At 74.4% G+C, this 11,948-nt stretch carries 9 protein-coding genes; 4 read left to right on the top strand and 5 right to left on the bottom strand.

The features are described 5' to 3' along the window. Positions 1-76: 76 nt before the first annotated feature. Both FE251_RS14945 and FE251_RS14940 read right to left on the bottom strand, forming a co-directional pair. Positions 77-2,125 carry a S9 family peptidase gene (locus FE251_RS14945; protein WP_139949166.1) on the bottom strand — a complete coding sequence of 683 codons (2,049 nt, stop codon included), beginning with the start codon at positions 2,123-2,125 and terminating at the stop codon, positions 77-79. A 25-nt stretch (positions 2,126-2,150) separates the two neighbouring features. Further along, complete coding sequence (locus FE251_RS14940; protein WP_139072321.1) at positions 2,151-3,536, bottom strand: GntP family permease; 1,386 nt, start codon at positions 3,534-3,536, stop codon at positions 2,151-2,153. Between the two features lie 140 nt (positions 3,537-3,676). Here FE251_RS14940 and FE251_RS14935 point away from each other — a divergent pair, with 140 nt between their 5' ends. Beyond that, positions 3,677-4,495: a hypothetical protein gene (locus tag FE251_RS14935; RefSeq protein ID WP_139072322.1), complete on the top strand. Its 819-nt coding sequence runs from the start codon at positions 3,677-3,679 to the stop codon at positions 4,493-4,495. Positions 4,496-4,542: 47 nt separating this feature from the next. Next, entirely contained in the window at positions 4,543-5,223 is a 681-nt protein-coding gene (locus tag FE251_RS14930) for an HAD family hydrolase (protein ID WP_139072323.1), read from the top strand. Between the two features lie 42 nt (positions 5,224-5,265). Here the strand turns inward: FE251_RS14930 and FE251_RS14925 are convergent, their stop codons facing one another. Next, positions 5,266-7,722, bottom strand: coding sequence for an amidase (locus FE251_RS14925; protein WP_139949165.1), 2,457 nt, complete (start codon positions 7,720-7,722; stop codon positions 5,266-5,268). Positions 7,723-7,912: 190 nt separating this feature from the next. Between FE251_RS14925 and FE251_RS15600 the strand changes: the two genes are divergently transcribed. Beyond that, complete coding sequence (locus FE251_RS15600) at positions 7,913-8,392, top strand: helix-turn-helix domain-containing protein (RefSeq protein WP_168202758.1); 480 nt, start codon at positions 7,913-7,915, stop codon at positions 8,390-8,392. Between the two features lie 314 nt (positions 8,393-8,706). Then, positions 8,707-9,399, top strand: coding sequence for an LmeA family phospholipid-binding protein (locus FE251_RS14915; protein ID WP_139949163.1), 693 nt, complete (start codon positions 8,707-8,709; stop codon positions 9,397-9,399). On the opposite strand, the gene FE251_RS14910 is transcribed toward FE251_RS14915, so the two are convergent. Together FE251_RS14910 and FE251_RS14905 are read right to left on the bottom strand one after the other, a co-directional pair. Further along, positions 9,396-9,662: a hypothetical protein gene (locus FE251_RS14910; protein WP_139072327.1), complete on the bottom strand. Its 267-nt coding sequence runs from the start codon at positions 9,660-9,662 to the stop codon at positions 9,396-9,398. The two genes, FE251_RS14915 and FE251_RS14910, sit on opposite strands and share 4 nt — an antisense overlap. 170 nt (positions 9,663-9,832) lie before the next feature. Further along, a complete protein-coding gene (locus FE251_RS14905; protein ID WP_230976460.1) occupies positions 9,833-11,866 on the bottom strand; it encodes a cytochrome c oxidase assembly protein in 2,034 nt (677 codons plus the stop codon). Between the last annotated feature and the right edge of the window lie 82 nt (positions 11,867-11,948).

Below are 11,948 nucleotides of genomic sequence, written 5' to 3'. Positions count from 1 at the left end.
GCCCCCTCGCACCGTCGGAACGCACGCACAGTAGCGCGGTGCGTCCCGACGGCGCAGCGAATCGCCGGGCGGTCGTCTAGCCGAGAGTTTCCGGCAGTGTCTGGGCCTCCTGTCCCAGGACGTGCTCGGCGAGGAACGCGAGGTTGACCTGGTACCAGACCTTGGCGTTCTGCGGCGTGAGGATCCAGTGGTTCTCGTCGGGGAAGTAGAGGAAGCGGTGCGGGCTCGTGCCGTCCTCGCCCGCGGGCAGCCCTGAGCGGGAGTTCAGCTCGTACCAGAGCCGCAGGCCCTCCCCGATCGGCACCCGGTAGTCCTTGTCCCCGTGGATGACGAGCATCGGGGTGCGGATCTGCTCGACGTGCAGGTGCGGGGAGTTGGCCAGCGCCATCTCCGGGGACATCTCCCGGCCCCAGTACCAGGCGGCGTCGGTGGTCGGGCCGAAGGCGTCCAGCGCCCACAGGCTCGCGTGCGTGACGACGGCGCGGAAGCGGTCGGTGTGCCCGGCCACCCAGTTGGCCATGTAGCCGCCGAAGGACCCGCCCATGGCGGCGGTGCGCTCGGCGTCGACGTCGGGGCGCTGCTCGACGGCGTCGGTGATGGCCATGAGGTCGGTGAACGGCGCGGCGCCCCAGGCGCCCCAGCCGCGCTGGACGAAGTCCTGCCCGTAGCCGGTGGACAGCGCCGGGTCGGGCAGGAGGACGGCGTACCCGCGGGCGACCATGAGCCACGGGTTCCACCGCCAGGACCACGCGTTCCACGAGCTCAGCGGCCCGCCGTGGATCCACAGGAGCAGCGGTGCCGGGGACTCCGGGCCGGCGCCGTCGGGCAGGGCGAGCCAGGCGCGCACCCGCACGCCGTCCTCGGTGGTCGTCTCGACCTCGGTGAGCGTGCCGGGCAGCGCGGGCCGCTCCGCCGGGCCGCGCAGCACGGTGACCTCGCCCTCGCCCTCGCCGGTGAGGTCGATGCGCACGACCTCGGCCGGGTAGCCGTAGGAGGAGCGCAGCGCGTACGCCGCCGTCCCGTCCGGGGCGACGACGACGCCGTCGAGCGCACCCTCGTCGGTGAGCCGGGTGACGGCCGCGGTGTCGAGCGCGACGCGGAAGAGGCGCGAGCGGCCGTCGTCGTCGGCGACGACGAGCAGCCCCGAGCCGTCGGGCAGCCAGCGGATGTCGGCCGGCCAGCGGTCCCAGGCGCGCGTGTCCAGGCGAGGCTCCCCGCTCACGGCGTCGACGACCTCGAGCCACCGGCGCGGTGCGCGCTCGGCGGTGCTGCGCGACTGGCGGACGAAGGCGACGAGCGTGCCGTCGGGGCTGATGCGCGGGGTGTCGGTCTCGCTGGCGGTGTCGTCGACGAGGACGGTGGTGGCGCCGTCGGCGACCTCGACGCGGCGCAGCTGCGCGCGCAGGGAGCCGCGCTCCTCGGGCACGTTCCACGTCGTCACGAGGAAGGTGCCGTCCGCGGCGAGGTCGGCGTGCGTCTCGGTGAGCGCGGGGCCGGCGTGCGGGGTGAGGTCGCGAAGGGCGTGGGTGCCGCGCGGCGCGCGGGTCTCCTCACCCTCGGCGCGCTCGTCGCCGGCCGGCTCGGCGGCGTAGAGGCGGGGGCGGTCCGGGCCGAGGTCGTGGTCCCAGTAGCGCACGGGGTAGCCCGTGTGGAGGATCGCGCTCACCTTCTGCTCGGTGCGCGCCGTGCGCAGCCGGTGGTCCTCGTCGACGTCGCTCGCCGAGAGGAGGGCCGAGGCGGTCACCGTGACGACGTCGGCGCGGGCCGCGGCGCGCACCGCGGACACCCCGCCCGGGTGGGCGGCGAACAGGCACGCCTCACCGCCGGCGGCGGGCAGCGACCAGACGGCGGGCTTCGCGTCGTCGCCGCGCTTGGCGACGAACAGGAGGTCGCCACCGGCCGTGAAGGTCGGCTGGGACTCACTGGTCGACCCGTGGGTGAGTCGCCGCGCGGGGCGCTCGCCGGCCGGGTCCACCTCCCACAGCGCCGACCGGAAGGCGGTGCGGTCCTCGTCCAGCGTGCTCACGCCGACGACGAGCCGCGACCCGTCCGGGGACAGGGCGAGGCCGCCGAGGCGGGGCAGGTCGAGGTAGTCGTCGAGGTCGTGGAACGGGGTGGTGGTCACCTCCCTGTCCTACCACGCAGGTCCGTCAGAAGACCGCGTACACCGCCAGGCAGCAGAGGAAACCGGCCACCGACTGCAGCGACTGCTGGACCGTCCACGTCTTGAGGGTCGTCTTGACGTCCATGCCCATGAGCCGCCCGACGAGCCAGAACCCCGAGTCGTTGACGTGGCTGGCGAACACCGAGCCGGCCGCCGTCGCGAGGACGATGGCGACGACCTGCAGCGCGCTGAAGTCGCCGGCCTCGACGGCGGGTCCCATGAGGCCCGCGGCGGTGACGAGGGCGACCGTCGCCGAGCCCTGCGCGACGCGCAGGACGACCGCGGTGAGGTAGGCGGCGAGGATGATCGGCACGCCGAGGTCGCCGAGCACCCCGGCGAGGGCGTCACCGATCCCCGACAGCCGCAGGATCCCGCCGAACATGCCGCCCGCACCGGTGATGAGGATGACGGAGGCGACCGGGCCGAGGGAGGAGTCGACGATCTTCTCCAGGGCGGTGCCCCTCACCCCGCGCCGCCGGCCGAGCACGACGAGCGCGACGAGTACGGAGATGAGCAGGGCGACCGGCGCGCTGCCGAGGGAGACGAGGACCTGCACCCACGTCTCCCTCTCGTCGACGACGCCGGCGGTGCTGAGGAAGTCGAGCCCGGTGTTGAGGAAGATGAGCACGAGCGGGAGCAGCAGGATGAGGATGACCGTGGCCACGCTCGGCGGGTCGACCGTCTCGTCGTCGTCGGTGCTGCCGAACAGGGCGGGCACCGGCAGGACGAAGCGGTGGCCGACGAACAGCCCCCACCGGTAGCCGGTGAGGTACCAGACCGGCAGCGCGATGAGGACGCCGACGACGAGGACGAGGCCGATGTTCGCGTCGTAGAGCTCCGAGGCCGCCACCGGTCCGGGGTGCGGCGGGACGAACACGTGCATGACGGAGAACGCCGTGGCGGCGGGGAAGCCGTAGAGCAGTACGTTGTTCCCCAGCCGGCGTGCCACCGCGAAGATGACCGGCAGCATGACGACGAGCCCGGCGTCGAAGAAGATCGGGAAGCCGAAGGCGAGGGAGGCCAGGCCGAGCCCGAGCGGTGCCCGCCGCTCCCCGAAGAGGGAGACCATCCTCTCCGCGAGCACCCGGGCCCCGCCGCTGTGCTCGACGAGCTTTCCGAGCATCGCCCCGAGCGCGATGAGCAGCGCCACCTGGCCGAGGGTCCCGCCGAAGCTCGAGACGAGCGCCGGGACGATCTGCGACGCCGGCAGCCCGGTGGCGAACGCCGTGAGCAGCGAGACGAGGACGAGGGTGAGGAAGGCGTGCATCTTGAGCCAGATGACGAGCACGAGGATGAGGGCCACCGCCCCCGCCGCGATGAGGAGGAGCGGCCCCGCTCCCAGCGTCTGGTCCCAGCCCTCGAGGTCAGGCATCGTCGTCCCCCCGTCCGTATCGCGGCGCCGCCCGCCGCGAGTGGCCCGGACACTACCCAGCAGGGTCGGCAGGCGCATCCGGGCCGGAATCGCCGGGTACCCCCTCGCTGTGGACGGTCCGCGCGGCTAGCGTTGGTGTCGTGGCGGTCGCCGACGGCGTCCCGGAGGGGGAGGACCTCCTCGCCGCAGCCCAGGGCTCGGTCGAGGTGGAGCTGGCCCGCGCGCTGTCCGCGGCGCAGCGGCAGATCCACTGGCTGCGCGAGGAGCGCGCCCGGCTGCGCGCCGAGCTGCTCGGCGAGCCGGAGGAGCCCTGGGACGAGTCGACGCGGATGCTCGGTGACGTCGTGGAGCAGGTCGTGCCGGAGGCGGCGCGGCGCCTCGCGCTGCGTGAGGCCGCCGGCACCGACACGTGGGAGCGGCTGACCGAGAGCGTGCGCGAGCTGTACCTCACCCGGGCGCAGGCGGCCGTCGAGGCCGTCGTGCCCGTCTTCGAGGCGGCGGTGGCCGCCATCCCGGGGTTGGGGGAGGTGCGGCGCGCGCAGCTGCGCCTCGGACTGCCTCCCGAGGGTGACCTCGCCGAGCTGCTCGACCACGTCCGCGCGGAGGGCCGCGCCCGCGCCCTGCAGGAGGTCTCGGCCGACCTGAGCGCACGGCTGAGTGACACCGAGGTCACGAGCAGGGCGGTGCAGGCGGTCGAGCTCGTCATGGTCGAGGGCGAGCACATGGCCGGCGAGCACCCGTCGCCGGTGGCGGTCGAGGTGGCCGAGTGGTTCACCCGCCGCCTGCAGCAGGCGCTCGCGGCGTCCGACGTCACGCTCGGGGACGCCCTGGAGGCCGAGCGGGAGCAGGTGCTCCTCGCCGTCGCCGCCGAGCTCGGCCTGACGGGAATGGACGCCCTCGCCTGGTACACCGACATGAGCCACCGGCTCGACGCCGCCGACGACGCCGACGAGGAGTGACGCCGGGCGCGGATGCGGGGACCTGCGCCCTGCGGTACGAACGTCCCATGCCTACCGACGCGCCCGGTGCCGTGCTCCTCGACATCGACGGGACTCTCGCCGACTCCAACTACGTCCACACCTTCGCGTGGACGCGCGCGTTCCGGGAGGTGGGCCACCCGGTGGACGCCTGGCGCATCCACCGACGCATCGGGATGGGCGGCAGCCTGCTGCTCGCCGAGCTGCTCGGTGACCGCCTCGAGGAGCTCGGGGAGCGGGCGGAGGAGCTGCACACGCGCTACTACGCGGAGGCGGCCGACGAGCTCCACCGGTTCGACGGGGTCCCCGAGCTCGTCCGCGCGCTCAAGGAACGCGGCGTGCGCGTCGTCCTCGCGACCTCCGCCGCCCCGGAGGAGCTGGAGATCCTCGAGAGGGTGCTCGGCATCGTCGACGACGTCGACGCCGTCACCTCCGCAGGCGACGTCGAGGAGGCCAAGCCCGACCCCGACATCGTGAGGACGGCGCTGGACGCCGTCGACGTCCCGGCCGACCGCGCCGTCTTCGTCGGGGACACCGTGTGGGACGTCGAGGCCGCCGCCCGCGCCGGGGTGCCGTGCGTCGGCGTGCTCACCGGAGGAATCAGCGAGGCCGAGCTCACCGGCGCCGGCGCCGTCGCCGTCTACGACTCGGTCGCCGACCTCCTCGTGGACCTCGACGCCTCGCCCCTGCGCCACGCCTGGGAGGGGTGAGCGGACGGGACCCGCGGTCGAGAGGACCGCGGGTCCCTTCCGTCAGCCGGCCGTCGTGCGGCGGATGCCGAGCGTCTGGCTCCCGTCGCCGTCCCAGTCACCGACGTGCACCTCGTCCCCCGTCCTGCCGAAGGTGACGACGGTCGCTGCCGCCCCCGCCCGCAGCGAGTTGCTCACGTGGAACGTGCGGTCCCGTTGGACCGCGACGGTGTCGGTGCCGTTGCCGTCCCAGTCGCCGGTGAGGGCGATGTCCCCGGGGCGTCCGAAGGTGAAGGACACGGAGGCCGCGCCGCCGCTGAGGGAGTTCTTCACGTGGAAGTCGGCCCCGCGTCGCACGGCGAGGGTGTCGGTGCCGTTGCCGTCCCAGTCGCCGGTGAGGGCGATGTCCCCGGGGCGTCCGAAGGTGAAGGACACGGAGGCCGCGCCGCCGCTGAGGGAGTTCTTCACGTGGAAGTCGGCCCCGCGTCGCACGGCGAGGGTGTCGGTGCCGTTGCCGTCCCAGTCCCCGACGAGCACCGTGTCGGACGGCCGGCCGTAGGTGAGGACGACGTCGGCGTTCCCGCCGCGCAGGGAGTTCTTCACGTAGTAGGTGGCCCCCCGCCGGACGGCGAAGGTGTCCGTGCCGTCGCCGTCCCAGTCCCCCACGAGGACTGCGTCACCCGGACGCCCGTAGGAGAGGACCGCCTCGGCACCGGTGGGGTCCGGGACGTGGAAGGTGCTGCCCCGGCGCACGGCGACGGACTCGCTCCCGTCCCCGTCCCAGTCGCCGATGAGCACCTCGTCGGTGCGCTGCCCGTAGGGGAGGGTGGTGTGGGTCGTGCCGCGCCAGTCGTTGCTCAGGTGGAACGTCGCCGTGGGCCGCGGACCCGCCGGCGGGGGCGTGGTGCCCGGCTCGTCCGGCAGCGCGGGGAAGTCGGCCGGTGCCGTGCGGTGCTGCGTGCCCTGCTCGTAGGCGTAGGCCATCTCGAAGAGCACGGCTTCCGACCAGGGGCGGCCGAGGAGGTCGATGCCGACCGGGATGCCCGCGGTCGTGAAGCCGGCGGGGACCGCCAGCGCCGGGAAGCCGGTGACCGGGGCGAGGTTGCGGTTGCTGCCCTGACGCAGTCCCGCGGTCGCGTCCGGGTTGGTGAGCTGGTCGGCGGGGATGACCGGTGCCTCGTGGTCGAACGTCGCGTGGGCGATGGCGTCGAGCTCGTGCTCGTCCATCACGGCGAGGACCGCCTGGCGGAGCTCCTCGCGCATCTGCTCGCCCTCGAGGTACTCGGGGTCCTGGGTCGTCCGTCCGAGCAGGCTGCGCAGGCTCGCCTGCCGGGTCGGCGTCACGAGCGGCGAGGTCGCGATCTCCTCGAAGGTGGCGACGGGCGGGTCGGAGATGTCGGCGAGGTCGGCCAGGTAGGCGTTGGTCGCGGCCTCCGTCTCGGCGCCTCCGGCGGAGTAGGCCGCGAGGAGCTCGCGAAGCCGGGGGATCTCGACCTCGATCACCTCGGCGCCGAGCGCCTCCATGTCGGCGTACGCGGCGTCGACGACGGCCTGCACCCGGGCGTAGTCGGGGGCGGTGGTGTCGGTGTCGGCCGACATGGGCTCGCGGACCACGCCCACGCGCTTGCCCTCGAGGTCGTCGGCGTCCAGGCCGGCGGCGTAGTCGTCCACGTGCCCCTCGGCCTCGGCGGTGAGCGGGTCGTTCGGGTCCGGCCCGGCGATGACGCTCGTGACGATCGCGGCGTCCTCGACCGTGCGGGTGAGGGGGCCGAGGGTGTCGTAGGTCGGGTTGGCGGGCATCATCCCGTACCGGCTGATGAGCGGGGTCGTCGGACGCAGTCCGACGGCGTTGTTCCACGCCGCCGGACCGCGCGTCGAGCCACCGGTGTCCTCGGCGATCCCGACGGCACCGTAGTTGGCGGCCACTGCCGCGCCGGTCCCGCACGAGGAGCTGCTCGCGGCGCGGGAGAGGTCGTAGGGGTTGCGGCACACGCCGAAGGCGGAGCCGGCCCAGCCGCTGGCGAACTCGCCCATGTTGGTCTTGGCGAGGATGACGGCGCCTGCCTCGCGCAGGCGGGTCACCACGGTGGCGTCCCGGCCCGTCTCGAAGCCGGCGAAGATCGCCGAGCCGTACGTCGTCGGCATGTCCGCGGTCTCCACCTGGTCCTTGACGAGGACCGGGACGCAGTGGAGCGGCCCCGTGAGGCCGGTCCGCGCGTACTCGGCGTCGAGCTCCGCGGCCGCTGCCATGGCCTGGGTGCTGACGACCTGCACGGCGTTCGTCGTCTCGGCGTCGTAGGTCTCGATCCGGTCGACGTAGGCCGCGACGAGGTCGGTGCAGGACACGTCGCCTGCGGCCAGAGCCTGGTGGATGGAGGAGATGGTCGCCTCCACGACCAGGCTGTCGGCGGTGCCGTCGTCCGCGGCCGCGCTCGCGGGTGCGGTGACGAGCGTCAGCGCCATGGACGGGACGAGCGCCGCGAGAGCGATGCGGCGTGTGGCGGTTCTGCGGTGGTGCATATGCCTGCCTCCTGCAGTGAGGAACTGTCGTGGGAGTCGGACGCTACGGAGGTGGCGTTACGGAAACGTGACCTCGTCGTTACGAACTCCGCCTCGGCGCGCCGGTCCACAGTCGGACGCCCTGCACCCCGGTCCCCAGGGGCGGGGGTCCGTGCCGACGCCGCGACGGGCGAGGGTGCACGGTCATCGCATGGCGACCGTCCCGTTCCACGAGCAGGTGGGCCTCGTCCTGCGCGCGACCCGCCGCGAGCTGGGGATGAGCCAGCGGGCGTTCGCGGAGGCGGCCGGCGTCCCGAAGTCCACGCTCGCCCGGGTCGAACGGTCCGCGCTGGGGTGCTCTCTCGAGCTGGTGCTCGACCTGCTCGGGAGGACCGGTCACTCGCTGGGCGTCGTCGGGGCCGACGGTGAGCTCGTCACCCGGTGGACCCCGACGGACCTACGGGCCCGTGACCGCTCCGACCGTCGCTTCCCGGCACACAGGGAGGTCAGGGAGGTGCCGAGGATGGCGAACGCGCCGCTGTGGTGGGTGCTGCACGAGTTCCTGGGCACCGGACGCTGCGGACCTCAGCCGCGGTGGACGGCCGAGGGGTTCGCGATCCCGCCGGGGACGCGGTTCGGCCGGGAGCCTCGGCCCCGTGAGCCCGGCGAGGGGCTGCGCTGGCCCTACTGATCCCTGCTCGTCGCCGCCCACCCCCGCTCCGCCCACGCCCTCTGCGGGCCTGTGCTCCGCTCCGGCGGCGCCGACGGCGGGTGCTGAGGGCGGGACACGTCAGGGTGCCCCGTGTGGTGGGGCAGTCTGACCGGCCGAGGGGGGCGGGTGGTGCGTTCTCTGCACGTCAGGTTGCCCCGTGTGGTGGGGCAGTCTGACGTGTGCGGACGACGTACCTCCTCCCCGGTCCGTGGCCGACGTGGTCGGACAGGGGCGCGGCCGCGCCGGCGCTCGAGCGACATGTCCGCGGGCGGCTCGGCCCGTACGGTTGGCCCATGCGTCGCGTCGCCACGGTGGTCCTTATCGTCCTCGTCGTCCTCGGGGCGGCCTTCGTCGCCGTCGACCGGTTCGCCGTCGCGCAGGCCGAGAACCGGGTGCTCGCCGAGGCACGCGAGTGGGCCGAGCTCGCCCCCGGGACGGAGGTCGAGATCGACGGCTTCCCGTTCCTCACCCAGGTGCTGGCCGGCCGGCTCTCCGAGATCCGCGGCAGGGCGCCGAGCCTCGTCGCCGACGGGCTCGAGCTGCAGGACGTCCGTGTCGCGGCGCGCGGGGTCACGCCCCGGGAGCCCTACCGGGCCGAGACCGTCGAGATCAACGCGGACATCCCGGTGTCGACATTGCGCGACGCCTTCGGCCAGGGCGGGCTGCCCGGCCTGCCGCTGCAGGTGGAGGTCGCGGACGGGCTCCTCCAGGTCGGGATCGACGCCGGCGGGCTCGAGCTCGACGCGCGCGTGGAGCCGGTCATCGTCGACGGCGCCGTCGGGCTGCGTCTGGAGGACATCTCGGTGGGGACGGCGGACGTGCCGCAGGAGGTCATCGACCTCCTCGAGGGCGCGCTCCGGGACGCGCGGATCGAGATCCCCGGGCTCTCCGACGGTCTCGAGCCGACCCGCCTCGCGGTCGGCCGGGACGGGCTCGAGCTGCGGCTCGAGGGCAGGGACGTCGAGCTCGGCAGCTGGATCGGCTAGTCGCGCGGCTCCTCGCGCGACCCCCACGGGTCGAGCAGACCGGCGAGGGCGATGAGCGCCGCGCCGGTCGCGATGCGCAGCGCGTTCTGGGTGGGCTCGGCCAGCCCGTCGACCCAGGCCGCACGGTCGAGCGCGACGAAGGCGCCGACGGTGAAGGTGACGGCAGTCGTCCACCACCCCGCCCGCAGCGCACGCTGCGTGAGGGGCGCGCCGCCCCCGCGTGCCGTGGGCCGGTTGAGGGTCGCGGTCTTCTGCTCGTCCATACCTCCATGCTGGCCGGGACCGGCCGCGCGCGAATCAGCCGCGGGGCTGCTCGTCCGGCCTGTCACGTCGGCCCGCAGGGGGACGGGGGTCAGACCCAGGTCGTAGACGCGCGTCGGAAGTCGGCTCTCGCGCGGAAGTCGGCTGTCGGCGAAGGGAGGGGGTGAGCGGGTCAGCGGTCGTGGTCGGCGAGCTGGGCGAGGCGGGCGTTGTAGGCGGTGAGGGCGGCGTCGTCGTCCCGGTCCGCCTGGCGGTCCTGGCGACGCGCGGTGCGGTCCTCGTCGCGCGACCACGCGATGGCGACGGCGACGGCGAGCACGAGCGTGGGCAGCTCCCCGATCCCCCAGGCGAGCGCGCCGCCGAGCTCCTGGTCGGCCAGCGCGTCCACGCCCCACGGCAGCCCGAGGCGGCCGAAGTGGTCGGCGGCGAAGAGCGTCGTCGCCTGCATGACCGAGACGCCGAAGAACGCGTGGAACGCCATCGTCGCGAAGAGCAGGAGCAGCCGCATCGGGTAGGACGGGCGGCTCGGTCCGGGGTCGATGCCGATGAGCGCGTTGGCGAACAGGTACCCCGCGAGGGTGAAGTGGACGACCATGAGCACGTGCCCGATGTGCAGGTCCATGTCGAGCGCGAAGGCGAACAGCGGGGAGTAGTAGAAGACGATCATCGAGCCCGCGAAGTTGATCGCCGCGACCACCGGCCGGGCCAGGAACTGCGCCCACCGGGAGTGGACGAGCGCGAGCAGCCACTCCCGCGGCCCGCGGGAGCCGTCGGTCCGCGCCGGGAGCGCCCGCAGGGCCAGCGTCACCGGCGCGCCGAGCACGAAGAGGATCGGCACGACCATGGCGAGCAGCATGTGCTGGAGCATGTGGGCGCTGAACAGGACGAGCCCGTAGACGGCCGGCCCGCCGGAGGTCACCCAGGCGAAGAGCACCACGCCGGCGACCCAGGAGACGGTCCGCAGCGCCGGCCAGTCGTCCCCGCGCCGGCGCAGCCGCCGCGCCCACGTGAGGTAGACGGCGATCGCGGCGACGGCGGCGACGGCGAAGAGGATGTCCACCCGCCACTCGCTCAGCCAGGCGGCGAAGGACGGCGTCGGCGGCGCCGGGTACCCGGTGACCGCCTCGACCGGGCTGGGCCGCGTGGTCGGCTCCTGCGGCACGGGCGGCGGGCTGGCCGCCAGGGCGACCGAGACGCCGATGACCGCGGCCATGAGGAGAACCTCGACGGCCGCCACCCGCCAGAACAGGCCCGGCCGCTGCGCCACCTGCGGCACCGTGCGCCGACGGTGCAGCCAGCCGACGACACCGAGCACGAGGAACGCGCCGGTCTTGACGAGGACGAGCTGCCCGTAGGGCGTGCCGAGGCCCGCCAGCGAGCCGACCCGGACGATCCCGTTGGCCAGGCCGGAGATCCCCACGAGCGCGAAGCTCCACCCGGCGAGGGCGGAGTAGCGCCGCACCGCGGCGTCCCGGTCGATCCCCAGGCGCCGCCCGACGAGGCAGAGCACTCCCAGGCCACCCGCCCACAGCGACATCGAGCCGATGTGCAGCCACATCGACGACACGGCGAGCCCGTGGTCCGCGGCCCCGGCGGCGTGCCCGGTGAGCGCGATCGGGACGAGCGCGACGAGCGCGAGCACCGAGGCGAGGGCCGCGCCCGTGGGCGTCACGACGGCGACGCACACGGTGGCGAGCACCGCGGTGAGCACGGTCGCCACCAGGTAGTGGCGCCCCACGGGGATCTGGGTGACGAAGTGGGCGAGCTCGGGCCCGAAGCTCGGCTCGGTGAGCCCGCGACCGGAGGTGCGGGCGTAGGTGAGGACGATGCGCACGACTCCCGCGAGCGTCCAGAGCACCGCGGCGACGGCGGCGACCCGGGCCGAGAGCAGCCACGCAGTCCCGTCGACGGCGGTGTGCCGGGAGGCCGCCCGGCGGGCCGCACCGCCGGCGCCCGGGCGGGCCGGGGCGGGCAGGACGAGCGCGCACAGCGCGAGGGCGCCGATCGTCGCCGCCGCGGCGGCGTCGGCGAGCACGGTGGTCGCGGGCACGCCCCAGCGCACGAGCGCCCCCGGGTCGAGCACGCCGCTGGGGGCGACGGCGCCGGAGAACAGCAGCCCGAGGACGAGCGCGGCCCCCGCGGCGACCGCCGCCAGCGGCAGACCGAGCGTGGGCCGGGGTGGGGCGGTGGGGGGCGTGGGGCTCACGCGTCCAGGGTAGATCCGCCCGGCGCGGCCCCACGCAACCCCCGGGCCGCCCCCAGGCGTGGATGGCATACTCGCGCAGGTA

The organism is Georgenia wutianyii, from assembly GCF_006349365.1.
Lineage (GTDB): Bacteria > Actinomycetota > Actinomycetes > Actinomycetales > Actinomycetaceae > Oceanitalea > Oceanitalea wutianyii.
Note: the sequence above shows the minus strand (reverse complement) of the source record. Positions and strands in the feature narration are given on the sequence as shown.

Bases quoted from the DNA above. Each gene is read 5' to 3' on its own strand.
- FE251_RS14915 (WP_139949163.1), top strand. From the start codon at position 8,707: ATGCGTCGCGTCGCCACGGTGGTCCTTATCGTCCTCGTCGTCCTCGGG.
- FE251_RS14925 (WP_139949165.1), bottom strand. From the start codon at position 7,722: ATGCACCACCGCAGAACCGCCACACGCCGCATCGCTCTCGCGGCGCTC.
- FE251_RS14940 (WP_139072321.1), bottom strand. From the start codon at position 3,536: ATGCCTGACCTCGAGGGCTGGGACCAGACGCTGGGAGCGGGGCCGCTC.
- FE251_RS14930 (WP_139072323.1), top strand. From the start codon at position 4,543: ATGCCTACCGACGCGCCCGGTGCCGTGCTCCTCGACATCGACGGGACT.
- FE251_RS15600 (WP_168202758.1), top strand. From the start codon at position 7,913: ATGGCGACCGTCCCGTTCCACGAGCAGGTGGGCCTCGTCCTGCGCGCG.
- FE251_RS14910 (WP_139072327.1), bottom strand. From the start codon at position 9,662: ATGGACGAGCAGAAGACCGCGACCCTCAACCGGCCCACGGCACGCGGG.